This is a genomic window from Halomonas sp. 7T, assembly GCF_025643255.1.
GTDB lineage: Bacteria > Pseudomonadota > Gammaproteobacteria > Pseudomonadales > Halomonadaceae > Vreelandella.
In genome coordinates this window covers 324,756-351,410 of the sequence record NZ_CP087112.1, presented here as the reverse complement: position 1 = coordinate 351,410, position 26,655 = coordinate 324,756, and the positions used below count along the sequence as shown (strand labels likewise).

Here is a 26,655-nt window from a genome sequence, read left to right as displayed (position 1 = left end):
GGGCGATAACACCTATGCCGATAGGCGAATGGCGGCCATTATCCAGTTTTTCACCCGCTTCGTCTTGGTTCACGTTACCCGTTTAGTGATTTCACCAGCACCTTTGATTTACGGGCGTGATTGTAGGTTTCGCGTTTTAACGGCGGCAGGTCGTCCAGGTTCGCCGTGCGAAAGCCGCGCTCCACAAACCAGTGGGCGGTATGGGTAGTCAGCACAAACATTTCCGCAAGACCACGCTGGCGCGCGCGACGCTCTAGCGCCTCAACCAAGCGCTCGCCCCGCTCACCGCCTCGGTAGTTACCGTGAACGGCTACGCAGGCCATTTCGCCTACGGTGGTACCTGGAAACACGTGCAGCGCCGCGCAGCCAATCACCATGCCGTCACGCTCAATCACCATGTAGTCATCAATTTCATGCTCTAGCCGCTCGCGGGAGCGGGCCACCAGCATACCGCGCCGTTCAAGTGGCTCTAACAGCTCCAGCAGGCCGGCCACATCGTTAAGCGTGGCAGGACGAAGCTGCTCGTAACGGTGCTGAGTGATCATGGTGCCCACACCGTCGCGGGTGAACAGCTCACCGAGCAGCGCATCGTGATTGCGCCAGGAAAGTAGGTGCGTGCGCGCCACCCCTTCCCGAGCGGCGGTGCAAGCGGCGCTTAAGTGCCGCGCCAGCTCGCTGCCTGGCACGGCGTTTTGCAGTCGCGGCTCGGCCTCAAACGGGGAAAGCTGGCGCATCAACGCGCCCTGCTCGTCTTCTAGCCCTTCAGACTCCCCCAGTAAAATCAGCTTATCGGCTTTAAGCGCAACCGCAGCGTGCTGAGCCACTTCTGAGGCATCTAAATCAAACACCTCCCCTGTGCTGGAAAAGCCCAGCGGCGGCAGCAACACCAGCGAGCCTTTCTCAAGCAGCCCTTCAATGGCGCTTGCCCGCACCCGGCGGACTTCGCCGCTGTGGTCAAAATCGACGCCTTCGCGCACGCCCAGCGGTTTGGCAGTCACTAGGTTGCCGGAAATCACGCTGAGTTCTACACCATGCAGCGGGGTGCTTGGCAGGCCTAGGGAGAGACGCGCTTCCAACCACAGCCGCTGGTGCGCAGCTACCTGCTCCACCTGGGCCATCACGGCCCGGTCAGCCACCCAGCGGCCATCCACTCGCGTTGGCTCTACGCCCGCCGCCATTAGCGCCTCATGCACCTGCGGTCGAATACCGAACACCACCACCAGCCGCACGCCTAAGGTATGTAGTAGCGCCAAATCCTGAATCAACTGCTCCCCTCGCCCAGACGCCATCGCTTCGCCCTCAATTAAGATGACAAAGGTTCGCCCCCGGTGCGCATTAATGTAAGGGGAAGCGTTACGAAACCAATCAACAAAGGGGAACCGTGTGTCCAAGGGCCGCTCTCCGGCAGCAGGTGAATGAAAGTAAGCGTGTTTACTTTAACAGAGCACAAAAAGCAGCGGCACCTTCTTGTGAAAAGAAGGTGCCGCTGAAAGCAGTAGCAGCTCATTGGCGCTACACAAAGGCAACTGATTAGCCAAACATGCCCTTGAACATAAAGAAGAATAGAATGGCCAAGCCTGCGCCAGCCGGAAGGGTAATCAGCCACGACATCACAATGGTGCCAATAACCCGCAGGTTCAGCGCTGCCATACCGCGAGCTAGGCCTACCCCAAGAATGGCACCGACGAGCGTATGCGTGGTGGAGATCGGCAGACCGGTGCCAGAAGCCAACACCACCGTGGTAGCCGCTGCCAGCGTTGCCGCAAAGCCACGGCTAGGGGTCAATTCGGTGATACCCGTGCCAACGGTTGCAATCACTTTATGGCCGTACGTCACCAGGCCAACGACAATACCGCCGCCGCCCAACACCAGCACCCACCAAGGCACTAACGCGGCACTATCAATCACACCGTCACTGCGCACGACGCTAATCACCGCTGCTAGCGGGCCAACCGCGTTGGCCACATCGTTAGAACCGTGGGCAAACGCCATGGCACAGGCGGTAAAGATCATCAGCACGCCAAACACCCGCTCAACGTTGGCGTAACCAAAGTGGTCGCTAGCGTCTTGCTCAAACTGTATACGCCGCTGCATCACGACGCCTACCCCCATAATGGCGACCCCGATCAGAACCGACAGCAGAAAGCTTTGACCAAAAGAGAGATCTAACCCAACGTGGCTAAGACCTTTCGTGAGGGTGACCATCGAGACAATAAAGCCGACCAGGAAGATGTAGCCCGGCACGTAGCGCTTGGCAGCGGCAAACGGGTCGTTGCTTTCGAAAATCAGATGATGCACTGATTTAAACAGCACAAAGCCAATGCTACCGGCCAGTAAAGGCGACACAACCCAGCTTGAGGCAATTTGCCCCACCTTGCCCCAAGCGACCGCTTCCATCCCCAGGCCCACTGCACCAAAGCCGACAATAGCGCCCACAATGGAATGGGTGGTCGATACCGGCCAGCCGCGAGCAGAGGCAATCATCAGCCAAATCGCAGCGGCCAGCAGCGCGGAGAGCATGCCGTACACCAACAGCTGCGGGTTTGCTTCTAACAGTGCCGGGTCGAGCATACCGCCCCGAATCGTCGCGGTGACTTCACCACCGGCCAGCCAGGCGCCTAAAAATTCGAAAATAACCGCAATAATGATGGCCTGCTTGATGGTGATCGCTTTCGACCCCACCGAGGTTCCCATGGCGTTGGCCACATCATTGGCGCCAACGCCCCACGCCATAAAGAAACCAAACAAACAGGCTAAGATGATAAAAATGTCACCGTGCTGGGCAATAATCAGCATGGGGTTCCCTTAGCGAGCAGTCAAAATCTGTAGGCGGCTGCCCACGCGTTCGGCGCGATCGGATAGCTCGCCCACCCAATCAATGATCTTGTAGAGAAAGATCACATCTACCGGTGGCAGCTGGCTTTCCAGCTCGAACAGACGGCGGCGGATAGCGACTTGTTGATCGTCAGCCTGATGCTCCAGGGTGTGCAGTTCGCGGATCATGTTCTGCATTACCTCCGACACATTGCGGCCAAAACCCGATTCCAGCAGATCTTTCAGCTCTTCAAGCGCTTGGCGCGCTTGAGCGACACAAGCCACGCTGGTAATCATGTATTCACGCATGAGATCCGCCAGCTCGTCGGGCACGCGCATTTTACGGCCCAGCATGATGCCGGTAATGTCGCGTACTTTATTAGCGATCTTGTCCTGTACACTGATCAAGTCGAGCAGGTCAGAGCGCGATACGGGTAAGAACATCGTATTGGGTAAGTTGAGCCGCAGCTCGGTTTTCAGCGTGTCCGCGTCGTGTTCTAACCGGGTCACGTTTTCGCGTAACGTGGTGGCGGTTTCCCAATCACCACTAAGGGTTGCCTCGAAGAACGGCAACAGTTGATCGGCACATTCATTGGCCTTGACGATGTGGGCCAGCAGCGGCTGGAATGGCGAGCGGCCAAACATCGCGGAAAAAGGGTTGGAGGTAACCATATAGCCTTTAGCCTGTTTTCGGGGAGCCTGGAAATGGCGGGCGCCAGTATAAAGAGTGCGCCCGCCGCCGTCATAAAAAGTTCACATTGCCTTTAAAAACGCACCCACTCGTCTCACTTCCAAGGTGGCTAATGCCATGAAAAATTCAACTGCCAATACCGCTGTCAACGAAATCGAGCTTAAGTTAGCGCTGCCTTCCACACAGATAGACGCGCTGTTTAACCACCCAGCCGTGACAGGTACGGCGCCATTAAAACAGCACTTGGTTAATACCTACTTCGATACGCCCAGCGGTGATTTAGCGAAGGCACAGATTGCCGTGCGCCTGCGTCAAGTCGATCACCACGTGTTGCAAACGGTAAAAACCGCAGGCCATGGCGGCGGTGGCTTATCCAGCCGGCAAGAGTGGGAGTGGGTGCTTACCCACCAGCAGCTTGACGCTACCGCCTTGAGAGAATTACCCCCCTTTCAAGGTGAGCTTCTAAGCGCCATTGAACAGCTAGCCCCAACGCTAAATACCGACTTTACCCGTCACAGTTGGCAGCTGACGTGGCAAAATAGCCACATTGAGCTGGTGTTGGACAACGGGGAGATCACTAGCGGTGGTGCCTGCGCCCCCATTTGCGAAATCGAACTGGAGTTAAAAGCTGGCGAGCCCGAGGCGCTATGGTCGCTGGCACTCGCGCTCGCAGAAAGTGTGCCGCTGCGTCCGTCTGATAGCAGTAAAGCTGCCCGAGGCAATGCTTTGGCCGCTCACCATTGGCCGCTTCCTGAGGCCAGCACACCTTCTCAATGGCTACACCGTGCGACGGTCGCGCTGGACGCGTATCACGACAGTGGACAGGACGCGCATTTAGTAGCGGCCCAGCAGGCTTTGAGCGCCCTTGCGACGCATCCTTTATTAGCGAGTCGCCTTCGCCCTACCGCTCAGCAGTTGCCCACAGCACTTAACCACAGTGGGCAACCTAGCGCGGGCTATGGCCACGCCGCGTTAACGCTGGCCCATCGCTTGGCGGGGCAAACCACGCTACGCTAATACGCATTAGCCTACTTCAGGAAGATTCGATGAGTTTTCATTTAACTCCCGGTGCAGAGGGACTGCGCACACGGCTTTTCCATATTATTTTTGAATCGGATACGCCGGGGTCCAAGGCATTTGATATTGCGCTGATTATCGCCATTTTACTGAGTGTCTTGGTGATTCTCTTGAACAGCGTGGACGCCTACGCCGAGCGCTACGGGGAATTTTTCTTCTATGTGGAGTGGATGTTTACTCTGCTGTTCACGGTTGAACTAGCGGTGAGAATCTACTGCCTTGAACGCCCTACGATTTATTTAAAAAGCTTTTATGGCGTTGTGGATGTGATTGCCATTATTCCCACCTGGCTAGTGCTGCTAGTGCCCGGCGCCCAAGGACTAGTGATTGTTCGCCTGCTTCGTGTGCTGCGCATTTTCCGCATTTTGCGCTTAATGGAGTTTGTCGGCGAAGCGCGGCTATTAATGGATGCCCTTAAGCGCAGCCTTCGCCAAATCCTGCTGTTTTTTAGCAGCATTCTGATGGTCGTCACGCTGTTCGCCGCGCTGATGTACACGATTGAGTCGCCAGAAGCAGGCTTTACCAGCATTCCCATGTCGATTTATTGGGCGATTGTCAGCATGACCACCGTGGGCTACGGCGATATTGTGCCTGCCACCCCGCTTGGTAAGGCGATCACCGTTATTTTAATGCTCATTGGTTACTCGATTATTGCCGTGCCTACCGGCGTGTTTTCCGCTCAAGTAATCCGCTCCATTCGCGAAGATCGCTATTCAGAAGAAGCCTGCCCCGGTTGCGGCCACGACCGACACGAAAAGCGCGCCCGCTACTGCCTGCGTTGTGGCACATGGCTGGATGAAGAGAGCGAAGACCCACGCAAAAGCAATCAACAGCACCACCCAGATACATAGTCTTGCCCATATACATAGCCTAGGTGGTACTTCCTAACGCTTTAGCGGATACGCTTTAGCTGATAAAAGGAGCAATATCGCCGCGCCCTTCCCGAACCACTTTGGGCGGCAGCTCACGCAGGTCAATCACACTGGTAGGATCTAAATGACAGGCACCACCGTCGATAATGGCGTCTAAATGAGCGCCAAAGCGTTCACGAATCTCTTCAGGATCGCTCATTGGCAGGTCTTCACCGACCGGAATTAGCGTAACGCTCATCAGCGGTTCCCGAAGCGCATCTAGCAGTGCATGGGTAATGCGATGATCAGGGACACGTACACCAATGGAGCGGCGCTTCGGGTGCAATAACAGGCGCGGCACTTCGGTGGTGGCATCCAGAATAAACGTGTAAGGGCCAGGCGTGTGCGCTTTTAATAGCCGAAACACGGCGTTATCGACCTTGGCGTAGGTCCCTATCTCTGAAAGATCCGAACATACCAGCGTAAAGTTGTGTTTATCGTCTAAAGAGCGCAGCCATTTTATTTTCTCAATCGCCTTTTTTTCGCCCAAGTGGCAGCCCAGCGCATAGCCTGAGTCTGTCGGATACGCGACCACACCGCCGTTACGAATAATTTCTATCGCTTGGTCGATCAAGCGCTTTTGCGGATTTTCTGGGTGTATCTGGAAATATTGGCTCATCGCTTGCTCCTGCTGGTAGGGCTATGTTCGCTAGGTATTTTTTAGCTTTATCCGTTCAGCTTAGCTGATTCGCAGGCTTGTCACCCACGCGCCAGCATTCCACTGGGCGCATCACGCAGATGCGCGAGGCGCGGGTGCTCCCAGATAGGTGGCGCAGCGGTACGAGGGATCAGACTCATACTCCCCGGGGCCGCATGGCTACCGGGAAAGTGAAAATCACTGCCCATAGACGCGTATAACTCACGCTCGACCAGCTGGCGTGCCAGATCACGGGTGCTGTCCGGGTTTTGCTGACCACTCACCAATTCAACCCCCTGTCCGCCCGCTGCTTGAAACGTATCCATAAGCAGGCCGCGCTTACGCCGCGTTAGCCCGTGGCGTAACGGGTGCGCCAATACCGCCACGCCCCCCGAGGCCACGACCCATCCCACGGCTTCGCTAATGTCTGGCCAAAGCGCTTTCACATCGCCTTTTTTACCGCTGCCCAAGTAGCGCTTAAACGCGCTAGCCCAGTCGGGAACCATGCCATCGGCGACCAAAGCGCGGGCAAAATCCGGGCGGCCCAGAGGGCGCTCGCTCCCCGCCTGAGCACGCGCTTTTTCCAGCGCGTTGGCAAGCCCCGCTTTCTCTAACCGCTCCGCAATCACCTCGGAACGCTGTATACGTGCCAGCCGCTGCTGCTCCAGCCCTTCTACCATGGGGCCTTGCAATCCGCCGGGCATAAGCGCCACCACGTGAATACTAATTCCCTGCCATTGGGTAGATACTTCACACCCAGGTATCAGGCAAAGCCCCGCATGCTGAGCAGCGTCTGCCGCATCGGCGATGCCGTCCATGGTGTCATGGTCAGTGAGTGCCATGTGGGTAAGGCCGCGCTCAGCGCACAGCGTTACTAACTCCGCAGGATGAAGTGCGCCGTCGGACGCCGTTGAGTGCATGTGTAAATCCACCGGATAACGCTGGTCGGCATCAAACACGCGGGGCAGAGAAATTGCAGGAAGTAAGGGCATAAGCATGACGCCGTGTGGCGAGTTTGTCAGAATAGGTGAGTCATACACAAACAGGCATCCTGTTTCCCGTTAACGGTTCACAGGCGCTCGCCATGGTGCGCGCTAATGTAGGGGCGGTCAATGCTACACGTTAACAGCCGACTCTTGCATTCAAGGAGTTACACCCATGCTATATGCGATTATCAGTGAAGATGTATCTAACAGCTTGGAGCGTCGTTTAGCGGCCCGACCAGACCACCTCGCCCGGCTAGAGGCACTGCGCGATGAAGGTCGCTTGGTGCTAGCAGGCCCCCACCCGGCGATTGATGCCGAAAACCCGGGCGAAGCTGGCTTTAGCGGTAGCTTGGTGGTTGCAGAGTTTGAAAGCCTAGAGGCCGCTCAAGCCTGGGCAGACGCCGACCCTTATATCATTGCCGGGGTGTATGCCAAGGTCATTGTTAAACCGTTCAAGAAAGTTTTGCCTTGACCGATTAGCGCGAGTGTGGAGGGTCCGCCGTCTTTTTCACAGAGCCTGTGGAAAACTCTGTGAAAACTCGGCGGACGCTTTTCTATAAGCCAGAGATAGCGCTACGATTAACAAATTGGTCGTTTTTTAACCAATTTTCATTACTGACTTCACCACCACGGACTCCCGCGTGCACCATCGTTCTGAACATCGCTCAAATGCCCTTCCTCCGCTTTCTGCGCTAAGTGCCCCGCTGCTCTCTTGGAACGACGCCTCGCCGCATTCGGATGCCTTCGGTGATGTGTACTTTTCTCGCGAAGATGGCCGCGCAGAGACCGAGCACGTCTTTTTAGGAGCCAATCAGCTACCCGAGCGTTTTGCCACATGGCAGCCCACCCGCGCCTTTGTGATTGGCGAAACCGGCTTTGGCACCGGGCTGAATATGCTCTGCGCCTGGGCCTGTTTTGAACAGCATGCGCCAGCCAACGCGCGGCTGCATCTGTTATCCACAGAAAAATTTCCTCTCGACCGAGATTCGCTGACCCGCGCCCTAAGCGCCTGGCCGTCGCTGGCCCGTTATTCACAGGTACTGTGTACGCTATGGCCGGAGGCGGTGAGCGGCGTACACCGCCTGCACCTCAGCAAGCGTGTGACCCTCGACCTGCACTTTGGCGACACCACCGAGCGACTGAACCTGCTGGAGGGCCAGGTAGACGCATGGTTTTTAGACGGCTTTGCGCCCTCTAAAAACCCGGATATGTGGCAACCCGAACTGTTTGAAGCCATGGCCGCCCGCTCTCGCCCCGGCGCTACGTTTGCCACGTTTACCTGTGCAGGGATTGTGAAGCGCGGGTTAAAGGCGGCAGGGTTTCAGTGGAAGAAAGTGCCTGGCTTTGGCCGCAAGCGGGAGATGCTCGCGGGCGGCATTGACGCCCCACCGACGGATACACGACGCAGCTCGACGCCCTGGTTCATGCCGCCTGCCCACTACGAAGCCAAACACGTTGTAGTGATTGGCGCTGGCATGGCAGGCAGTAGCGTGGCGGCAGCGCTGGCAAAGCGCGGCAAGCAAGTGACGGTAATTGAGCGCGTTACCCCTGGCGCAGGCGGCTCTGGTAACCGCCAGGGGGCGCTCTATGTAAAGCTGGCGGTGGAAACCAACCATCAAAGCCGCGTTTACCTAGCCGGGCTGCTGTATAGCCAGCGCTGGCTGGGCCAACTGGCCGCCGCTTTTCCACAGGAGCCGCCGCTTTGGCAGCCCTGTGGCGTGCTACAACTTGCATTAAGCGATAAAGAGGCCACCCGCCAGCAGCGTTTTATGGCTAATCATCCGCTACCGGCATCAGTGGTATCTGCCCAGACTGACGCGCTGAGCAGCCTAGCGGGGGTGCCGGTATCCGCCGCGCACGGGCTTTTTTATCCCCAGGCGGGGTGGGTTCAGCCGAAAAGGCTCTGCGAACAGCTGCTGCAACACCCCAATATTACCCTGCGGCAGGTCGAGGTCAGCGAGTTACGGCAAGCCTACAAAGCCCCGCAGTGGCGGGTAGTGCTGACCAGCGGTGAAACGCTGCAGGCTGATCAGGTGGTGATCGCCACGGCATCGCTGGCGAACCAGTTTGCCCAAACCGCCGAGCTGCCGTTGCAGCAAGTGCGTGGCCAAGTGAGTGAGCTAACGCTGCCAGAAGGCATTAAGGTGCCCACAAAAGTGGTGTGCGCGGGTGGCTATGTATCGCCACCGATGGAGAACGTACTGACCTTTGGTGCGAGCTTCGTGCCCAATAACGCCACGACGCAAGTGGTCGAGGAAGAGCACCAGCGCAATATCGATGAGCTGAGACAGGCGTTGCCAGCGTGGGTGACCATGCTTGAGGCGAGCGGTGCGGCGCTCACCCCGGAACAGCTAGAAGGTCGTGCAGCGGTTCGAGCGGCCAGCCCCGATAAAACCCCTTACGCCGGACCAGTGCCCCACACAGAGGCGTGGCAGCGGGATTACGCTGTGCTGCGCAAAGATGCTTCTAAAGTGCCGACGGTTAACGGTGAGCACTACCCAGGTCTATGGATATCCACCGCCCATGGTTCAAGGGGTCTAGCCAGCGCGCCGCTGTGCGCGGAGGTGATCGCCTCACGCATCTGTGATGAGCCGCTACCGCTAGAGCAACCGCTCATCGACCACCTACACCCAGGACGACGCATTATCAGCGCGCTGGTGCGTGCTCAGTAGTCGCCCTCTTCCTCATCATCCGCCAGATCTCGCCCAAAGGAGCGCCATTGGGCGAGCGTCATGACTTCGGTCATTTCCAGCTCAAGGTCATGAGCAATAATCAGCTCGTGACGCTCTAACTGCTTTTTTAGCTCCGCTACCCAGCCATGCATGCCTTCGCCCGTCGTATCGGTCGTGTCATAGCCCTGGCGAGTCACAAACGCTTCCAGCAGCGCATTCAGTGTTTCCGGCGGCAGCATGCGTGCCGGCACTTCGATAAATCGGCTCATTCGCTTTGCTCCCAGGCGGTTAAACGGTCAATAAAAGTCGCTTCGTCAATCACTTCAACGCCCAACTGCTCGGCTTTGGTGAGCTTGCTGCCCGCGGCTTCGCCCGCCACTAGGCAGGTGGTCTTTTTCGATACGCTGCCCGCCACTTTAGCCCCCAGCGCCTGAAGCCGCGCTTTGCCTTCATCGCGGGTCATGCTCTCCATGGCACCGGTCAGCACCCACGTTTGGCCTTCTAGCGGCGTGGGGCCTTGGGTGACTTCTGACTCTTGCCAGGTAATGCCCGCCTCAATCAGCGCTTGCAGCGTTTCTAGGTTGTGGGGTTGGCGAAAAAACGTATGAATATGCTTAGCGACAATGGGGCCTACGTCGTTCACCGCTTCCAACGCCGCTAGGTCGGCGTCTTGCAGGGCTTGCAAGGTGCCAAAATGGCTAGCCACGTTGGCGGCCGTGGCTTCGCCCACCTCACGGATGCCTAGCGCGTAAATAAATCGCGCTAGCGTGGTCTGCTTGGCCTTCTCTAGGGCATTGACCAAATTCGTCGCCGACTTTTCACCCATGCGCGGCAGACTCTTTAACTGCTCCACGCTTAGATGAAAAAGGTCGGCAGGCGTTTTCACCCAGTCTAGGTCCACTAACTGCTCGATAAGTTTTTCACCCAGCCCATCCACATCCAGCGCCTTGCGGCTAGCAAAGTGCTTTAGCGCCTCTTTGCGCTGAGCAGCGCAGTAAAGCCCGCCAGAGCAGCGCGCCACCGCCTCACCTTCCAGGCGTTCGATCTCCGAGCCGCACACTGGGCAGTGGTTGGGGAAGCTAATCGCGCGGGCATTTACCGGGCGCTTCTCTTCATCCACCCGCACCACCTGGGGAATAACATCTCCTGCACGGCGAATGGCGACGGTATCGCCAATCATCACGCCTAAGCGGATAATCTCATCGGCGTTATGCAGCGTGGCGTTGGAGACGGTAACACCGGCCACCGTGACCGGCTCCAGGCGCGCCACCGGCGTAATGGCGCCGGTGCGCCCCACCTGAAATTCCACATCGTTCAGCGTGGTAACCTCTTCCTGGGCCGGAAATTTAAACGCCACCGCCCAGCGAGGGGCGCGGGCCACAAAACCCAGCTCCCGCTGATGACGAAGATCATTCACCTTAATCACCACGCCATCAATGTCGTAGCCAAGCTGGTCGCGTTTTGCACCTAACTGTTCGCAATAGTCGGCAACGGTCTCTGGGCCGTGCATCGTGGTTAGCTCGGTGCTGGTGCGAAACCCAAGCGTCGATAGTCGTGCCATCAGCGCGCTGTGGGTAGTGTCTCCCATATCAGGCTGCAACCGTGCCGCTTGATAGGCATGAAACTCTAGCGGGCGGGTCGCGGTAATGCGCGGATCAAGCTGGCGTAAGCTGCCCGCAGCCGCGTTACGCGGGTTGGCGAATACCTTGCTTCCTTCATCTCTGGCACGGTCATTAAGCGCCTCAAACCCTGCGTGGCGCATGATCACCTCACCACGCACTTCAAGCAACGCTGGGATGTCTTCTCCTATTAACTTGAGCGGAACGGAGCGCAGGGTACGCAGGTTCGAGGTAATGCCTTCTCCCGTCCGGCCATCCCCCCGAGTCGCACCGATGGCTAACGCGCCCCGCTCATACACGAGCGACACCGCAGCACCATCGAGTTTAGGCTCACAGCTAAACTCAATCTCACCGGCCTGACACTCCAAGCGCTCCGCCACGCGTTCGGCAAACGCCACAATATCATCACGACTAAAGGTATTATCCAGCGAGAGCATCGGTATGGCGTGGGCAACCTCGGGAAACCCATCTGCCGGTGAAGCGCCAACACGCTGGGTGGGCGAGTCGGGCGTTATCAGTGCAGGATGCTCAGCCTCTAGCTGCGTTAAGCGCTGTAGCTTACGGTCATAATCCGCATCCGTCAGTGTTGGTTCGTCCAGCACATAGTAGCGATAATTAGCATCGTCCAACTCGGCGCGAAGCTGGCTAATCTCTTCAAGCAAATGGGGGGCAGGCTGACTCATTCAGGGGTTCCGGCGTACAAAGAAAAACGGACGTTTAATAACAAAAACACCCGCCTTCGTGGAAGGCGGGTGGTATAACAACGCGGCGATTAGCGCGCCTGCAATTGGCGATGTAAACGGTGTCGACGCTCAAATTCATGCACCCGTTGACGGGCAAACTCGATGGTTTGTGCGGTCATCACACTGCGGTTTTCATCTTTCAGTTCGCCGCCCATATGGCGCACTAGCACCATCGCGGTTTCTACCATGGCCTCAAACGCGGCGGAACTATCCGCAGCACCGGGCAGTGGCATCAGGAAGGTAATGCCTGGCGTCACGAACTCATCCATTTCCTCAATGGGGAACGTACCCGGCTTTAACACGTTAACCATTGAGAACTGCAGCTCGCTTTCCGCACTTTCGGTTTCAAAGCGGTGAAAAACGCCCATTTCACGGCTGTAGCGCAGCCCACATACCATCATTAGCTCAAGCAACTTGCCGCCATCAAAGCCTTCAGGATCACGAGAGAGAACGCTAATCACCACCATTTCATCGGCGTTGGTCAACGTTTCTTTGGCATGCGCGCCATTCACGTCGTGACGTAACGCCTTTTCAAGCGCTGGATGGGTACGTACCACGCTATCTTGCTCAGCGTAAGCATCGGTGACGTATTCATCATACTCATCGACGCTGTCATAACCCTGGGAATAGTCGTTGGCATACTGTGCAGAGTGAGCTTGTTGAAGATCCTCGTCGTGACGAGGCGCTGAGGCGCTAGCGGCGGCACTTTCACGCGCCTCTTGCTGCATTGCAATGCGCTGAGCTTCCGCAGCGTTGGCCGCTGCCTCTCGGGCTTCCGCACGCTCTTGGGCAATGCGGGCTTTTTCAGCGTCAGCAGCCTCTTTCGCCTCGCGGCGCTGTTCGGCTTCCAGGGCCTTACGCTCAGCCTTCTGTTTGGCTAATGCTTCGGCACGCTTGGCTTTTTCCGCTTTCTTAATCGCCTTCTGTTTACGGCGCTCAATTAAGCGGCGTTTGAAGGAGCGGCCGATACCCTCAAAATCGACCAACCGGTATTCGTCAATTTCATCGTCATCAAGCTCCTCGTGCTCGCCTGCCGTCTCTTGACGAAGCTGCCGGCGCTTGGGTGCATCAGACGACTGTTTTGCAAATACGGCGTCTTCCGGTTCGGCGCGCAAAACAGGTTCTGGTTCTTCTTGGTGAACCGCTTGCTTCGGCGTCTCGGCTTCTGAGGTAGGCGTCTCAATCGTGGAGAGCGGCATAGAAAGGGCATCCGCGTCTGAAGCAGGCTTTGTTGCAGCGGTTTCTGTCGACGCAGACGTTTGAACAGGCTCTACCGGTGGTTTTTCATCCGCTCGCCTTTCATCGGAAACACGTGGCTCAGAGTCGGTAGATTCAACTTTGTTTGTAGCTTTAGCCTGGGAAGGTGCTGAAGCCGTGGGGCTATCGTTTTCCACCATCGATACACTGGGCTCGACCATAGACACACTAGGCTCGCGGCGCTCTTGCTCACATGCCGGCTGCTCGCTGTGCGAGGCGGCTGTAGATGCGCTGTATTGAGAGCCAGAAGAAGCTGGAGGAACAGGTGCGGATGTCTGCTGAACTTTCTGCTTATCCACGGGCTTCTGTTTAGGCATCGCTTTAGAGAATGAGCGTTTAAAATCATTGAGCACTTTCGACGGCCCAGGATGCTCTTGGCGCTCTAATTTGGGCTTGTTTCCAAGGCCGCTATAATCCGCGGGCTTAACGACCCTGGCGCCACCATTAGGCAGCTCCCAATTGATTTCGGCCTCTTTAGCGGCATCGTCAAACTCTTCCGGTTTAACAGCCGGTAGGTCTTTGGCTGCCTGGTCTAGCTGAGGGACACGCCGCTGACGTTGAAGTCTTCGCACACCGTCGACCACGATAAGCGAAACCAGTGCCAGTCCTAGAATGATTAACCACTCTCTTAATTCCATGTCGAGCATTCCATGGGTCATTTAACCGGTTGCTAAGGCGCTATGCCTGAAGACGGAAACCTTTTAGATAGTCACTAATTATCACCAAGCATAGCGCGATTGCTACGAAAAGGGCCACTTTTTGCTATTTTCTACGTTAGTACGACGCATTAGAAGTTTTTAAGGCAATTTTCCGACCGTATCAACCATGAAAAGTGCAATTTTAGTGCTTATTAACACCGATCCTGGGTTTCTTCTTATAAGCGCTTTACGCTAACTAATCGGAGAACCGCTTACGACAGCGCCTATCCTACTGATTTAAATAAATTTCAATTTTAGCATGGCTAATTTTCAGCGGTAATACAGTACTTCAACTGCCCTACTATCAAGCGTATTTTAAACAGTGATAAGTGCTTAACCACTGTTACTACCGCACTCCAAGTATTACTAAGTGTAATCCTAGTGAACGTTTATGTTTCTTGCGAATTTCCGTAAAAAATTCTGTGCGCTTAAGCCAGTGCAACGTCACTGACGTGAATGAGTGGGTTCAGGCGCCTGCTAGTCGACTAGCGCTGCCGCTTCATCAATCCCTACCGAGACCAACCGCGACACACCCGGCTCCTGCATCGTGACCCCCATGAGGCGTTCGGCAGCCTCCATCGCGATTTTATTGTGGGTAATATAGATAAACTGCACGCTTTCGGACATCTCTTTCACCAGCTTTGCGTAACGGCCAACATTGGCGTCGTCCAGCGGCGCATCGACTTCGTCGAGCATACAGAACGGTGCTGGATTGAGCTGAAAAATTGCAAATACCAAAGAGAGCGCCGTTAGCGCCTTTTCTCCCCCTGATAAGAGGTGGATCGTGCTGTTTTTCTTACCCGGTGGCCGAGCCATGATCGCCACCCCGGTCTCAAGCAGATCCTCTCCGGTCAGCGTTAGCCAGGCCGCACCGCCGCCAAACACGCGGGGGAAAAGCGCTTGTAATCCAGTATTCACCTGCTCGAAGGTCTCTTTAAAGCGCACGCGGGTTTCTTGGTCGATCCGTTTAATCGCCCGCTCTAAGGTTTCCAGCGCTTCGGTGAGTTCAGCGTGCTGGGCTTCCAAGTAGTTACGCCGTTCGGCCTGTTGATCGTACTCTTCAATCGCCGCGAGATTAATGGCGCCCAGACGACGAATCTTATCTGACGTGCTCTCTAAACGCTCCTGCCACGCTGTTTCATTGGCATCGCTGGGCAAGTGTTCGGCAAGTGCCTCAGCATCGTGGCCAAGCTCGTCTAACTGCTCATCCTGGGTAGCGGCTTTTAGCACCAGAGCTTGCACGTCCATGCGTCGCTGCTGCAACTGTTCTCGGGTTTGCTCTAAATTGCGCTCATGCTGCTGGCGGGCTAGCTCGTCATTACGCAACTGCTCTGCTAACGCTTGAGCTTGTTGGCGAGTCTCGTTTAAACGACGCTCTTGCTGTTCGCGTTGATGAAACAGCTCCTCGAGCTCTTCGGCGGCGAGCTCATCTGGCTCTACCAGCATTTCCCGCGCTTCTTCTAACTCGGCAATACGTAGTGCCAAACGCTCTTCAGTATCGATTGAGCGGGTTTGCTGCGCACGCAGGCTATCTCTCTCGGCTTTTAACCGCTCACGCTCAAGCGCGAGTAACTGCTGGCGTGCTTTAAGCGGCGCATGCTGCTGGTTTAACTGCTCGCGCTGCTCGCGCTGGCGACGGCGCTGCTCCTCGCTGGTTTCCCGTACTTCAGCGGCGGCCTCCAACTGCTCCATGGCACTGTGCCAACGGGCACGCTGCTCTTCTAACGTTAGCGTTAGTTCCGCCTCATCCTCCTGCAGCTGTGCCAGCTCCTCGCTCAGCTCGCTAGCGCGACCCTCTAAATGCTCCAGCCGCTGGGCAAGGCGCTGCTCTTGCACCGCCAATTGCTGGAGTGTTGCCGCGTGGGCGCGCTCCTCTGATGCCTGCTGGTCTCGAGCAAGCTCCAACGCTTCGATGGCATCACTGGCAGCATCACACTGTGCGTCTAGCAGCGCCAACGCTTCTTCATCCTGCTCACGCCGAGCGGCGAGCGCATCATAACGGCGTCGGGTCACCAAAAGCGCATCCACGCCCTCGCCGTTGGCCTGCTGATGCAGCCAGCCCCGCCCGCGCCATACACCGTCTTGACTAACAACGCTCTCGCCAGGGGCCAACATGGGCAACATCGCCTCTGCGGCCTCGGCGGTATCAACGTAGTGAATACGTGCTAACCACTCACCAAGGGCGCCAGCCCCTTTTACCACACCGCTAAGTCGCTGCCCTGAGCCCGCAATAGCGGAGTAAGCCGGTGATGCCTGGTCAATCAAACACCACTCCGTGGCCAGCGCCTCGGGCAGTGACTGTAGCTGTTCCGCGGCTACCAGCCGGGCGTTTAACCAGGGCGCCAGCAGCCAGGAAATGACCCGCTCCCAGCCCTGGCTCACGGTAATTGCTTCACCCAACCGGGGCGCGTCCGCGAGGCCATGGGCGGCCAGCGTGTCGCTTAGCTGGGGATCGTGGTCGGCCAGGGCGGCGTCGATCAGCGCTTGCAGCGAAGCCAACTCGCCCTGCTGCTGGCTGAGAGCCGCGCGCTGCTGGTCACGGGCCTGGACAGCCTGTTGGTAGGCGGCTTTGGCATCGCTGTAACGCTGCTGCCACTGGTCACGTTCGGCTTGAAAAGCGTTGCTGCGCTGCTCTGCCGCTTCACGCTGCTCCTGACATTCGGCATGTTCGGAGTGTAACGCAGAGACATCTGCTAACTCCGCTTGCTGCTGCTGACGGCGCTGACGTTCCACCTGTAAACGGGTGATGCGCTGTTCTAGGTGACGTAACTGGTCCTGGCTACGGTCGGCATCGCGGCTGGTCTCGCGCCAGCGGTTTTCAGCATCCGCCCACTGCTGCTCGGCAGCCTCTAACGCTGGTGTCGCGTCGGCCAGGGTCTGCTCAAGGATTTCAAGCTGCTCCTCAAGCGCTTCATGCTCTGGAAGCAGCTCATCAAAACGCGTCTCAATAGTCGCTAGGCGCTCTTGGTCACCCTCGCTGACTCGACGCTGTTCATCGAGGTCTCGGCGGGCGGTAGCCATGTCGCTGGCCAGCTGGGCTTCGCGGCTGCGACGGTGGGCTTGGTCTTGCTCCAAACGGGCAATGCGGGTGGTGGTTTCGTAAAACTGTTGCTGATGGCGGTCCAGCACATCGGCTAGCTCATCGTGCTGCTCGCGGGCTTGTTCCAAGCGGGTTTCACACTGGCGAACGCCAAATACGTCTTTTTCAACCGCAATTTCCAGCTCGCGGACGCGGCTCTCTTGATGGGACTGTTCAATACGCAGCGTGCGACCGCGCAGCAGCGCCAGCTCACCTTTGAGTCGGTACTCCTGCTGTTTTAGCTCTTGATAGCGCTTCGCCGCTTCGGCTTGGCGCTTGAGGCGCTCAAGCTGCTTATCCAGCTCTTCACGAATATCGTCCAGGCGCTCTAGGTTTTCCTGGGTACGGCGCATACGGTTTTCAGTTTCCCGACGGCGCTCTTTGTACTTAGAGATACCCGCAGCTTCTTCCAATGTGGCGCGCAGGTCATCGGGCCGAGCTTCAATCAACCGCGATATCATCCCCTGTCCAATAATCGCGTAGGAGCGCGGGCCTAGGCCGGTGCCCATAAACAGGTCCGCGATGTCTCGCCGACGGCATTTTTGCCCATTAAAGAAATAGTTGGATTGACCGTCCCGGGTAACCAAACGCTTGACGGCGATCTCTGCGTACTGAGCGTAAACGCCGCCCATACCGCCATCACGATTATCAAACTTGAGCTCAATGGACGCTTGGCCAATGGGCTTACGTCCTGTTGAGCCGTTGAAGATAACATCGGCCATGGATTCACCGCGCAGGGTTTTGGCGGAAGACTCCCCCATAACCCAGCGGACGGCATCAATGATATTGGATTTGCCACAGCCGTTTGGCCCAACGATGGCCGTCATATTGCCATCGAAGGGCACCGTGACAGGGTCAACAAAGGACTTAAACCCAACCAGGCGAATAGAGGTTAAGCGCATTGCGCCCCTTCTTAGCAGCTACTTGCGTGCGTGGCGATTATTCAAAAACCCGGTTAATGACAACATTGGCCGCTTCATCTTCGCTAATGGGCCCTACGCTCACACTTTCCAGGTCGCCAAACAGATCCCCCGGTTGAGGCGTGGCTTGGCCAGAAGGCGAAACACGCACTATGAGACGTGCATCGCGGACTTGAGAAATTTGCGCTTCTGGCGACATAGCCGCAGTGTCGTCTAATATCACGGTCATCGGCAGCTCAGAGACTTGACCACGCACCACTGCTAACGGCGGCAGCTCACCTTCTATATCACGCGCCGTGATAAACACCGTTGCATCATCATCAACGCTGCCCATCAGGGCCTCATCTAACGACACGGTGACCCGCACGCCCTGACTCTGCGCAGCGTCTACATTCGCTGTTTCTGGCTCAATGCCTAAACGTAGCTGGGCAACACGAATACCATCGCGCAGTGAAGAGGCTGTATTGGGGTCTTCAATATTGGCAAGGGCGCGGCGCCAATGATCAATGGCGGTTTCATACTCACCGTTATCAAACGCATGAATGCCCAAAATACCTAAGACGGTTGGCTGGCGCGGATCTTGCGCCAGGGTTTCATCCACTAATGCTTGAACCTCTGACGTTAGTTCGCGCTCGGCCATAAAGAAGCGCAGCTGGGCTAATTGGGCCAGCAGTGGTGCAATGCGGCCATCAATATCTATCAACCGCTCCAAGGCAGCGGCCGCTTTTTCAGGCTGGCCTGATTCGCGGTAGAGCGGGAACAGTAAGCTCCACACGCTAGGGTTATTTGGCTGACGGGCAGCTTCCGCCTCCATACGCTCCAGATACATGGCCAACGATGCGTCCGGGTCGTTTCTCACTTCTTGCTGAATCGCATAAAGCGTCAGGTCTCCCTCAGCGCCGTGTTGTTGGTACCAAAACACGCTAGCAACGACGACGCCCACCATAACGACTGGCACCACAAGCTTGCCTGCAGTAGCGGCTTTTAGCGGGCGCTTAGTTTGAATAACGGTGTCTTCTAACAGGCTGCGCTCTAGCTCTAACCGATCTTCTTCAAAGCGAGCTTTATCAATATCCCCCCGTTCGTGGGCGGACTCTAGAGAGGCTAGCCGGCGTTTAAATATCGCCACATTTTGCTCGGCAGAGGTATCGTTAGCTTCAAAATGATGTAGCTGGTCACTTAATGAACGGGCGCTGCGCATAGGCGATATCAGCAGCCAAAGTGCTGGCAGTAACAGTAAAGCAATTGCAATCCAGAGCGGTGTCATGAAGACCTCTCGCGGTTGATCAGAGCATCCAGACGGGCGCGTTCTTCGGCACTAAGGGCTTTAGCAGACGCGTTGCGGCGGGCGCGAACCATCAGAACAACAACCAGCCCCCCTATGAAAACCAGCCCAATAGGCAGCCCCCATAGTAAGTAGGTGCGGTTTTCCAGGCGTGGGTTATAAAGAATGTAATCTCCAAACCGCTGTACCATGTGGTCTATGATTTCAATATCCGATCGTCCGTCTTGAAGCAGTAGGTAAACTCGGTCTCGCATATCGCCTGATATCGGCGCATCAGAGTCATCAATGGCCTGATTTTCACACAGAGGACAGCGCATGGAGGCGGTTAAGTCGCGGTAGCGCTTCTCCATTACCGGATCATCAAATTCGCGAATTTCTATCCCCCCCGCCATCGCACTGGCGGTGAAGAGCAACATTAAGAGCACTGAGAGCGTTCGAATTAGCGCCATTTTTCCACCTCCGGCAGGATGCGTTCGCGGACATCATCAGGCGATACGTAACCTTTATGGTGATAGCGAATTACACCGTTAGCATCGACCAGAAAAGTTTCTGGCGCGCCGTAAACGCCAAGGTCAAAGCCCAAGCTGCCTTCGGGGTCAAAGATATTGACCTCAAAGGGGTCGCCAAACTCGCTTAAAAACTCCAGTCCTTTTTCGCGGGTATCCCGATAGTTAATACCCACCATGCGGATATTGTTATCCGCCAATGCCAATAACTGAGGCATTTCTTGCTTACAGGCGGGGCACCACTCACCCCATACATTCACGAGGGTAACCTCGCCGGTAAGCAGCGACTGATCCACATGACGGTTGGCATCGCGTAGGGTGCTGGCCTCAAAGGCAGGAAACTCCCTCGCCATCAGTGCAGAGTCACGATCAGAGGGATTAATCCCTAACCCCTGGTAGAGAAACAGCGCAACCCCTATAAAACTAACCGGTAGCAGTAGCAGTAATAGGCGCCGAGTCATGCCGTAGCCTCCTTCGACGACGCTTGAGCAGCCTCAGCAGGCGCCGATTTACGCGCAGCTACTCGACGGTAGCGCTTATCAACCACGGCCAATACACCGCCAAATGCCATCAATAAGCCACCCAACCAAAGCCAGCGCACAAACGGCTTATACTGAATTCGCATGGCGTAGCTGCCATCTTCCAGGTCTTCACCCATCGCCACATACAGGTCGCGGAACAGACCAGGGCGCAACGCTACCTGAGTCATGGGCATACCGGTCGCTAGATAAAGACGTTTTTCTGGGCGCATAACGAAGCTGCGACCTGTTTCACCACGCTGCACCTGGATGATCGACGTATCTGCCAGGAAGTTCGGCCCACGACGATTGGTTAGCTCGGTCATCGTGAACTGGTAGCCTGCGACTTCCACCGTGGTGCCCGGCGACATGCGCACGTTACGCTCAATGTTGTAATTCGAAACAACCGCCACACCCACGATAGTCACCGCAATTCCCACATGCCCGAGCACCATTCCCCAATAAGACAGCGAGAGCTTACGCAGGCCAGCGACGAAGGAACTCGCATGGCGAGTTTTATCAAACAAGTCGCGCACCATGGGCAGCACAATCCACAGGGCTGAAATAATCCCTAATGAGACCCACAGGTTCCACTCCCCGCCGTACAACAGCGGCATTGCTGCCCCAAGCACAAGCGATGCGGCACCGGCAATCCATAGCTTACGGACAAGCTCGCCCGCCTCCATGCCCTTCCAGCGGGCAACAGGGCCTAAGCCCATAAACATACACATCACAATCGTGAGGGGCACAAACAGGGTGTTAAAATAAGGAGGCCCTACGCTGATTTTCCCCAGCCCCAGGGAGTCGAGAATTAACGGGTATACCGTTCCCAGCAATACGGTGACGGTCATGATAACCAGCAGAATATTGTTAACCAGCAACAGTGAATCCCGTGAAAGCCAGTTAAACCCCACTTTGTGACTGACGCGTGGTGCGCGTAACGCAAACACCAGCAGCGAGAGCGTAACGGTGATCGCTAGCAGCATTAAAATAAAGAAGCCGCGAGAAGGGTCATTGGCGAACGCGTGTACCGACGTTAAGACCCCTGAGCGCACCAGGAAGGTACCCATTAGCGACAGTGAGAACGTTGAGATCGCCAATAGTACCGTCCAGCTTTTAAATGAACCACGTTTTTCGGTGACTGCTAAAGAGTGCACTAATGCAGTGCCGGTAAGCCAGGGGAGCAGCGACGCGTTTTCGACCGGATCCCAGAACCACCAGCCACCCCAGCCAAGCTCGTAGTACGCCCACCAGCTGCCTAACGCAATGCCCACGGTAAGGAACGCCCAGGCTAAGTTAGTCCAGGGGCGAGCCCACCGCGTCCAAGCTGCATCTAATCGGCCGCCTAACAGGGCGGCAATAGCGAAGGCAAAGACAACGGAAAAGCCCACATAGCCCATGTAAAGCATGGGGGGGTGCACAATGAGACCAAAGTCTTGAAGCAGCGGGTTTAGATCGGCGCCATCCTGCGGCATGTTAGGTAACAGGCGCTCAAAAGGATTCGAGGTCATTAAGATAAACAGCAGGAAGCCAACGCATACCATCCCCATAATGCCTTGAACCCGCGCCACCATATCCCGCGGCAAGTCGCCAGAGAACACCGATGCGGCAAACCCCCAGCCTGCTAACATTAGGCTCCATAGCAGTACCGAACCTTCATGGTTTCCCCACACGGCGCTAAATTTGTAATACCAGGGCAATAGCGAGTTCGAGTTATTGGCAACGTTAGCAACGCTGAAATCATCCAGCATGTAGCTGGTAGTAAGGCAAAGATAAGCAATTGCGACAAAGAGAAACTGGCCGGCGGCCATAGGACGCCCATAGGCCATCCATAGTGGCCGGCGGGTAGCGGCACCGGCCAGCGGCATGACGGACTGAACTATCGCCATTAATAGAGCGATAACCAAGGCAAAATGGCCAATTTCAGGAATCATTTTAATGAACATGAGCGCTCCGAGATAGCACTGGGCAAAACAGCATGCTGCGCAGCAGGGCAGCCTGAGCGTTGTTAGTATTCGCTAGCGTGTGGAACGCCTTCTTGCTCCAACCGTTCGCCGACTTTAGCCGCTTTCGCTTGGAAGTCTGCAGGCGAGTAGCCAGCTTCCTCCAGCGCTTGCGCGACTTCTGGCGGCATATAATTTTCATCATGGCGTGCCAGCACCTGGTCAGCGCGGAAACGTCCATCGGCCTGTAGCTCACCAACGACGACCACTCCTTGCCCTTCACGGAAGAGGTCCGGCAAAATCCCACTGTAATAAACGTTAAGATCATCGACGTAGTCCGTCACCAAAAACTCAACATTTAAGCTTTCTCGGTCGCGTGAAACCGACCCCTCTTTTACCATTCCACCCGCGCGGATTTGACGTTCGATAGGCGCATCACCTTGGGCAATTTGTACCGGACTGAAGAACAGATTGATGTTGGCACGCAGCGCATAAAGGGTCAGCCCCACGGCAATTGCCGTTAATGAGACTAACCCTAAAATGACAAATAGCTTTTGCTTACGTTTAGGCGTCATGATGAACGTCCCCTTGAACAGGTTTAACCGGTGCCTGCGCTGCTGTTGTTGGTGGGTAGCTGTTCGCCTGTCTTTCACGGCGAGCACGACGCTTCAAGCCGTTAAGCAACTGGCGACGTTCCCGTCGTGCATGCCACAAGATGACTAAAAACAGCAGCGCAGTAACGCCCCAGGCAGCCCATACGTAAGGCCCATGACCGCCCATTGCGAGAAATTCATTCATCGACGAGAAAGCCATTAGTGCGACTCCTCTATCAAATCACGCACCCAGCGCTTGCTGGCCTCACGGCGTAAGATCTCGCTACGCGTGCGCATTAGCGTTAAGCCAATAAAAAAGCTGTAAAACCCCAACACCATAATCAGTAGCGGTGCCCACATTTCCATCGGCATCGCCGCTCGGCCAGTGATCGTAAAGGTGGCGGGCTGATGAAGCGTGTACCACCAATCCACCGAGTATTTAATAATCGGGATATTGATAACCCCCACCATCGCCAATACGGAGGCTGCGCGTGAGCCGCTATCGCGACTGCTAAACGCTCCCCGTAAGGCAATAACGCCCAAGTATAAAAACAGTAAAATCAGCATTGAAGTGAGACGTGCATCCCACATCCACCACGTTCCCCAAGTGGGCACTCCCCACACCGCCCCCGAAAAAAGCGCGATGAATGTCATCGCCGCGCCTAGTGGCGCCATTACGGTCGCGGCCATATCAGCGATTTTGATTTTCCACACCATAAACACCAGCCCAGTGATGGCCATGGAAACAAAAACCGACTGGGCTAAAAAAGCCGCTGGCACATGAACGTAAATAATACGGAAACTATTCCCCTGCTGATAATCCGCAGGTGCAAAGACAAGCCCCCAAACCGTACCGACTATCAACAGCAACGCGGCTACTGCCCAAAACCAGGGCTGCAGCTTTGCGCTAATCGTGTAAAACCACTTGGGTGATCTTAGTTTGTTAATAAAGGCCCACATGGATTTTCCGTCCTTTAGCCGTTGATACTGATGCGAAGTGACGCGGCAATTGCCCAGGGTGAAAGCATCAACGCCATAGCCAATAACGCGCCCAGAATTGCCAAGTGTGCCGCCACGCCATCGCCCATAATCGCGGCCTGTACCGCACCGGCTCCAAAAATAAGTATTGGAATATACAGCGGCAGTACCAGCAACGAGAGCAGTACCCCTCCCCGTGCCAAGCCTACGGTTAGCGCGGCGCCAATCGCACCAATTAAGCTTAAGCTAGCCGTACCCAGTGCCAATGAAAGTGCTAGTACCAGATAGCTGCCAGCGGGAAGTGCCAGCATAATGCCGAGCACTGGCGCCATTAGTGCCAGAGGCAACCCGGTCAGCAGCCAATGCACCGCCACTTTTGCTAAGCCTAATGCTGCCAGAGGCTGCGGTGCTAACAGCATTTGCTCCAGGCTGCCATCTTCGTAATCGCTGCGAAACAGGCTATCTAAAGAAAGCAGCGCTGCCAATAATGCCGCCACCCACAGTAACCCTGGAGCAATAACCGCTAATAGCTGAGGGTCAGGCGAAATACCGATAGGAAAAAGGGTGATCACTAGGGCAAAAAACACCAGCGGATTAAGCACTTCCCCTCGCCTACGCAGCATCAGCGTTAAATCACGCTTAAGCGTGGCGCTTAGTGCCACTAGAAGCCCTCCTTGGGGCTCGTACATAAGCATTACTGGAGCACTGGCGGTGGCATTTGTACTGGGCAACACTATCTCCTTTTACCCCAACTGTACTCTTCTAAGCACGGGTGAAGCGGTTAGCTCATGGTGGGTGGTAACCAGTACACATCCCCCCGCCTTTGCATGCGTAACAAGCTGCGCCTCAAGTGCTGCCACCCCATCACGATCAATGGCGGTAAATGGCTCATCCAGCACCCAGAGGGCACGCGGGGTAAGCGTTAACCTTGCCAGCGCCACCCGGCGCTGCTGGCCCGCAGAAAGCTGACCTGCTGGTACGTCTTCAAAACCTCTTAACCCCACATTAGCCAGGGCCTCTTCACGCTGCTCTTCAGACCCCGACTCACCACTAAGCGCCTGATACCAGGCTAGGTTTTCTAAGGGGGTTAGTCCTGATTTAACCCCAGGGGCGTGTCCTAAATAGAGCAAATTGGCGAGAAAATGTTCACGACCTTCACGCATTAATGCGCCATTCCAGTAAAGCTCGCCATGATAGTCACTCAGCTGACCCGAGAGAATTTTCAACAGCGTTGTTTTGCCGCTGCCATTGGGCCCTTCAATGCGCACGATCTCACCACTGTGAATATCAAGATCGAGCCCTTCAAATAGCCAACGGTCATCGCGTTCACAGGCCAGCTGGCGGGCTTGCAGGCACAGGCTCAAAGCTTTCTCCAGCCACATAGAATTCGGGTCGAACTCTACACGGAAAGCCACTTTCTCGCCAGTCGCACTCTGCGGCCTTGGGTCGCAGCATGACATATCGCAATAAAGGCACAAAAAATGTGTGCGAGGAATAACGAAAAACCCACCACTGGAACTGTATGCAAAAACAGGCTTATACTGTGAATACTGTATGAAAAAACACTTTATAAAAAAACAGCACTCATTTTAACCAAACGCCTAAGGAACGGGCGCTGCATTGGAGAAATCATGATGACAACGTCGATGCTCGCAACACGCCCTACACCTAGCACCCCCTTTCAGCCAACACCACGATCCTCTACGGTCGTGCGAGAAGCTAACACTTCACACATTACACGGCGCAACACCTACGCACTCAAAGTGCGCGGTGACCGCATGCACGACAGCAACTTATTCGATGGCGATGTTATTATCATTCGCCGTTATCAGTATGACTCCCAGCATGAAATGGCGGTTGCGACTATTAATCAGCGTGAAGTTGCGTTAAAGCAGCTCTCGATTAGTCGTTTGGGCGTCCATTTATTGCCTGAAGACGCAGCAACCCCTGCGGTATTCCTGCATAATTGTGATATTCAAGTTTTAGGTATGGTGATGGGTATTGAGCATCATGACTCACCACCACGGCATCATTAAGGCTCACCCCGGCCTCACGACTCCCAGGAGTAATGAGTGCGTTATCGCATCCCTGATTTACCCCCCACACAGTGGCACACTGCCGTTATCGAGGTAGAAAAAAGCCAGTTTCTCACCTGGGTGTGCCATGCACCGAACAAAGAAGCCTTTGATGCGCTGCTTCAAGCAGCCAAAACGGCCCACCCCAACGCTAGCCATCACTGCAGCGCTTTTATTGCCGGCCCACCTGGAGAGCAAACGCATATTGGTTTTTCAGATGATGGCGAACCCGGAGGAACAGCAGGAAGACCTATGTATCAAGCTTTGTTGGGCAGCGGGTTAGGTGAAATCGGCTGTGTTGTAACTCGTTACTTTGGTGGCACTAAATTAGGCACCGGGGGACTCGCCCGTGCCTATGCCCAAGCGGTCAATGCCGGGCTAGAGACACTACCGACGCGAGAGATAATTGAGCGGGAAAATTACCTGCTGCGCGTAAGTTTTGCCCATGAGGCAATAGTGCGCGCCTGGTGCGACGAGCAGCAGATTCCCATTCAGCACGTCGACTACGACAGCAAAGGTGTCGGTATGACCGTTGGCTGGCCTCAAGACGTCCCTCTTAGCCTTGAAGCGTTAGAAAACCGCCTAAAAATGCCTCTCACTATCCACAAAGTGCTGTAGCTGTTTGCTAAAAAGCAGCACCAAAAAAACGCAGC

Annotated in this window: 24 protein-coding genes; 6 read left to right on the top strand and 18 right to left on the bottom strand. The window is 55.8% G+C overall.

Features of this window, described 5'->3' with window-relative positions:
• Positions 1–74: 74 nt before the first annotated feature.
• The 3 genes from argA to LOS15_RS01665 all read right to left on the bottom strand — a co-directional run bounded on the left by argA (position 75) and on the right by LOS15_RS01665 (position 3,486).
• Entirely contained in the window at positions 75–1,391 is a 1,317-nt protein-coding gene (argA, locus tag LOS15_RS01675; protein WP_263067672.1) for an amino-acid N-acetyltransferase, read from the bottom strand.
• Positions 1,392–1,530: 139 nt separating this feature from the next.
• Positions 1,531–2,796, bottom strand: a complete 1,266-nt coding sequence (locus LOS15_RS01670; RefSeq protein ID WP_263067671.1) for an inorganic phosphate transporter — start codon at positions 2,794–2,796, stop codon at positions 1,531–1,533.
• A gap of 9 nt (positions 2,797–2,805) precedes the next feature.
• Positions 2,806–3,486: a TIGR00153 family protein gene (locus LOS15_RS01665; RefSeq protein WP_263067669.1), complete on the bottom strand. Its 681-nt coding sequence runs from the start codon at positions 3,484–3,486 to the stop codon at positions 2,806–2,808.
• Between the two features lie 136 nt (positions 3,487–3,622).
• Here LOS15_RS01665 and LOS15_RS01660 point away from each other — a divergent pair, with 136 nt between their 5' ends.
• Complete coding sequence (locus LOS15_RS01660; protein WP_263067667.1) at positions 3,623–4,522, top strand: CYTH domain-containing protein; 900 nt, start codon at positions 3,623–3,625, stop codon at positions 4,520–4,522.
• 29 nt (positions 4,523–4,551) lie between these two features.
• Positions 4,552–5,433 (top strand): ion transporter, encoded by an 882-nt coding sequence (locus tag LOS15_RS01655; protein ID WP_263067665.1) that lies wholly within the window; start codon positions 4,552–4,554, stop codon positions 5,431–5,433.
• Positions 5,434–5,488: 55 nt separating this feature from the next.
• Here LOS15_RS01655 and LOS15_RS01650 read toward each other — a convergent pair whose 3' ends face one another.
• Together LOS15_RS01650 and LOS15_RS01645 are read right to left on the bottom strand one after the other, a co-directional pair.
• On the bottom strand, positions 5,489–6,112 hold the full coding sequence (locus LOS15_RS01650) for an L-threonylcarbamoyladenylate synthase (protein ID WP_263067663.1): 624 nt from the start codon (positions 6,110–6,112) through the stop codon (positions 5,489–5,491).
• An 80-nt stretch (positions 6,113–6,192) separates the two neighbouring features.
• Entirely contained in the window at positions 6,193–7,122 is a 930-nt protein-coding gene (locus tag LOS15_RS01645; RefSeq protein WP_263067662.1) for a PHP domain-containing protein, read from the bottom strand.
• A 166-nt stretch (positions 7,123–7,288) separates the two neighbouring features.
• On the opposite strand from LOS15_RS01645, the gene LOS15_RS01640 reads away from it, so the two are divergent.
• Together LOS15_RS01640 and mnmC are read left to right on the top strand one after the other, a co-directional pair.
• A complete protein-coding gene (locus LOS15_RS01640; protein WP_263067660.1) occupies positions 7,289–7,588 on the top strand; it encodes a YciI family protein in 300 nt (99 codons plus the stop codon).
• A gap of 169 nt (positions 7,589–7,757) precedes the next feature.
• Entirely contained in the window at positions 7,758–9,788 is a 2,031-nt protein-coding gene (mnmC, locus tag LOS15_RS01635; RefSeq protein ID WP_263067659.1) for a bifunctional tRNA (5-methylaminomethyl-2-thiouridine)(34)-methyltransferase MnmD/FAD-dependent 5-carboxymethylaminomethyl-2-thiouridine(34) oxidoreductase MnmC, read from the top strand.
• Here the strand turns inward: mnmC and LOS15_RS01630 are convergent.
• The 13 genes from LOS15_RS01630 to ccmA all read right to left on the bottom strand — a co-directional run bounded on the left by LOS15_RS01630 (position 9,782) and on the right by ccmA (position 25,291).
• Positions 9,782–10,057: a YheU family protein gene (locus tag LOS15_RS01630; RefSeq protein ID WP_263067657.1), complete on the bottom strand. Its 276-nt coding sequence runs from the start codon at positions 10,055–10,057 to the stop codon at positions 9,782–9,784. The two genes, mnmC and LOS15_RS01630, sit on opposite strands and share 7 nt — an antisense overlap.
• A complete protein-coding gene (gene ligA, locus LOS15_RS01625) occupies positions 10,054–12,090 on the bottom strand; it encodes an NAD-dependent DNA ligase LigA (RefSeq protein WP_263067655.1) in 2,037 nt (678 codons plus the stop codon). The genes LOS15_RS01630 and ligA overlap by 4 nt, the downstream gene beginning before the upstream one ends.
• An 89-nt stretch (positions 12,091–12,179) precedes the next feature.
• The gene (gene zipA, locus LOS15_RS01620; RefSeq protein ID WP_263069591.1) at positions 12,180–14,045 is read right to left on the bottom strand and encodes a cell division protein ZipA; all 1,866 of its coding nucleotides are present in this window, start codon (positions 14,043–14,045) and stop codon (positions 12,180–12,182) included.
• A gap of 537 nt (positions 14,046–14,582) precedes the next feature.
• Positions 14,583–18,086, bottom strand: a complete 3,504-nt coding sequence (gene smc, locus LOS15_RS01615) for a chromosome segregation protein SMC (RefSeq protein ID WP_263067654.1) — start codon at positions 18,084–18,086, stop codon at positions 14,583–14,585.
• A 37-nt stretch (positions 18,087–18,123) separates the two neighbouring features.
• Positions 18,124–19,371, bottom strand: a complete 1,248-nt coding sequence (gene ccmI, locus LOS15_RS01610; protein ID WP_263067652.1) for a c-type cytochrome biogenesis protein CcmI — start codon at positions 19,369–19,371, stop codon at positions 18,124–18,126.
• A complete protein-coding gene (locus LOS15_RS01605) occupies positions 19,368–19,838 on the bottom strand; it encodes a cytochrome c-type biogenesis protein (RefSeq protein ID WP_263067650.1) in 471 nt (156 codons plus the stop codon). The genes ccmI and LOS15_RS01605 overlap by 4 nt, the downstream gene beginning before the upstream one ends.
• Complete coding sequence (locus LOS15_RS01600) at positions 19,829–20,356, bottom strand: DsbE family thiol:disulfide interchange protein (RefSeq protein WP_263067648.1); 528 nt, start codon at positions 20,354–20,356, stop codon at positions 19,829–19,831. Before LOS15_RS01600 ends, LOS15_RS01605 begins: the two co-directional genes overlap by 10 nt.
• Positions 20,353–22,359, bottom strand: coding sequence for a heme lyase CcmF/NrfE family subunit (locus LOS15_RS01595; protein WP_317629623.1), 2,007 nt, complete (start codon positions 22,357–22,359; stop codon positions 20,353–20,355). Before LOS15_RS01595 ends, LOS15_RS01600 begins: the two co-directional genes overlap by 4 nt.
• A gap of 62 nt (positions 22,360–22,421) precedes the next feature.
• Positions 22,422–22,931 (bottom strand): cytochrome c maturation protein CcmE, encoded by a 510-nt coding sequence (ccmE, locus tag LOS15_RS01590; RefSeq protein WP_263067647.1) that lies wholly within the window; start codon positions 22,929–22,931, stop codon positions 22,422–22,424.
• Positions 22,921–23,169: a heme exporter protein CcmD gene (gene ccmD / locus LOS15_RS01585; protein WP_263067645.1), complete on the bottom strand. Its 249-nt coding sequence runs from the start codon at positions 23,167–23,169 to the stop codon at positions 22,921–22,923. The genes ccmE and ccmD overlap by 11 nt, the downstream gene beginning before the upstream one ends.
• On the bottom strand, positions 23,169–23,909 hold the full coding sequence (locus LOS15_RS01580; protein WP_263067644.1) for a heme ABC transporter permease: 741 nt from the start codon (positions 23,907–23,909) through the stop codon (positions 23,169–23,171). Before LOS15_RS01580 ends, ccmD begins: the two co-directional genes overlap by 1 nt.
• Before the next feature lie 14 nt (positions 23,910–23,923).
• Positions 23,924–24,622 (bottom strand): heme exporter protein CcmB, encoded by a 699-nt coding sequence (gene ccmB / locus LOS15_RS01575; RefSeq protein WP_263069586.1) that lies wholly within the window; start codon positions 24,620–24,622, stop codon positions 23,924–23,926.
• Positions 24,623–24,670: 48 nt separating this feature from the next.
• Positions 24,671–25,291, bottom strand: a complete 621-nt coding sequence (gene ccmA / locus LOS15_RS01570; protein ID WP_263067643.1) for a cytochrome c biogenesis heme-transporting ATPase CcmA — start codon at positions 25,289–25,291, stop codon at positions 24,671–24,673.
• Positions 25,292–25,558: 267 nt separating this feature from the next.
• Here ccmA and LOS15_RS01565 point away from each other — a divergent pair, with 267 nt between their 5' ends.
• On the top strand, positions 25,559–25,963 hold the full coding sequence (locus tag LOS15_RS01565; protein ID WP_263067642.1) for a LexA family protein: 405 nt from the start codon (positions 25,559–25,561) through the stop codon (positions 25,961–25,963).
• Between the two features lie 36 nt (positions 25,964–25,999).
• Positions 26,000–26,620 carry an IMPACT family protein gene (locus LOS15_RS01560; RefSeq protein WP_263067641.1) on the top strand — a complete coding sequence of 207 codons (621 nt, stop codon included), beginning with the start codon at positions 26,000–26,002 and terminating at the stop codon, positions 26,618–26,620.
• Positions 26,621–26,655 lie beyond the last annotated feature (35 nt).

Bases quoted from the DNA above. Each gene is read 5' to 3' on its own strand.
- LOS15_RS01670 (WP_263067671.1), bottom strand. From the start codon at position 2,796: ATGCTGATTATTGCCCAGCACGGTGACATTTTTATCATCTTAGCCTGT.
- LOS15_RS01665 (WP_263067669.1), bottom strand. From the start codon at position 3,486: ATGGTTACCTCCAACCCTTTTTCCGCGATGTTTGGCCGCTCGCCATTC.
- LOS15_RS01660 (WP_263067667.1), top strand. From the start codon at position 3,623: ATGAAAAATTCAACTGCCAATACCGCTGTCAACGAAATCGAGCTTAAG.
- LOS15_RS01655 (WP_263067665.1), top strand. From the start codon at position 4,552: ATGAGTTTTCATTTAACTCCCGGTGCAGAGGGACTGCGCACACGGCTT.
- LOS15_RS01650 (WP_263067663.1), bottom strand. From the start codon at position 6,112: ATGAGCCAATATTTCCAGATACACCCAGAAAATCCGCAAAAGCGCTTG.
- LOS15_RS01645 (WP_263067662.1), bottom strand. From the start codon at position 7,122: ATGCCCTTACTTCCTGCAATTTCTCTGCCCCGCGTGTTTGATGCCGAC.
- LOS15_RS01640 (WP_263067660.1), top strand. From the start codon at position 7,289: ATGCTATATGCGATTATCAGTGAAGATGTATCTAACAGCTTGGAGCGT.
- LOS15_RS01630 (WP_263067657.1), bottom strand. From the start codon at position 10,057: ATGAGCCGATTTATCGAAGTGCCGGCACGCATGCTGCCGCCGGAAACA.
- ligA (WP_263067655.1), bottom strand. From the start codon at position 12,090: ATGAGTCAGCCTGCCCCCCATTTGCTTGAAGAGATTAGCCAGCTTCGC.
- zipA (WP_263069591.1), bottom strand. From the start codon at position 14,045: ATGGAATTAAGAGAGTGGTTAATCATTCTAGGACTGGCACTGGTTTCG.
- smc (WP_263067654.1), bottom strand. From the start codon at position 18,086: ATGCGCTTAACCTCTATTCGCCTGGTTGGGTTTAAGTCCTTTGTTGAC.
- ccmI (WP_263067652.1), bottom strand. From the start codon at position 19,371: ATGACACCGCTCTGGATTGCAATTGCTTTACTGTTACTGCCAGCACTT.
- LOS15_RS01605 (WP_263067650.1), bottom strand. From the start codon at position 19,838: ATGGCGCTAATTCGAACGCTCTCAGTGCTCTTAATGTTGCTCTTCACC.
- LOS15_RS01600 (WP_263067648.1), bottom strand. From the start codon at position 20,356: ATGACTCGGCGCCTATTACTGCTACTGCTACCGGTTAGTTTTATAGGG.
- LOS15_RS01595 (WP_317629623.1), bottom strand. From the start codon at position 22,359: ATGTTCATTAAAATGATTCCTGAAATTGGCCATTTTGCCTTGGTTATC.
- ccmE (WP_263067647.1), bottom strand. From the start codon at position 22,931: ATGACGCCTAAACGTAAGCAAAAGCTATTTGTCATTTTAGGGTTAGTC.
- ccmD (WP_263067645.1), bottom strand. From the start codon at position 23,169: ATGGCTTTCTCGTCGATGAATGAATTTCTCGCAATGGGCGGTCATGGG.
- LOS15_RS01580 (WP_263067644.1), bottom strand. From the start codon at position 23,909: ATGTGGGCCTTTATTAACAAACTAAGATCACCCAAGTGGTTTTACACG.
- ccmB (WP_263069586.1), bottom strand. From the start codon at position 24,622: ATGCTTATGTACGAGCCCCAAGGAGGGCTTCTAGTGGCACTAAGCGCC.
- LOS15_RS01565 (WP_263067642.1), top strand. From the start codon at position 25,559: ATGATGACAACGTCGATGCTCGCAACACGCCCTACACCTAGCACCCCC.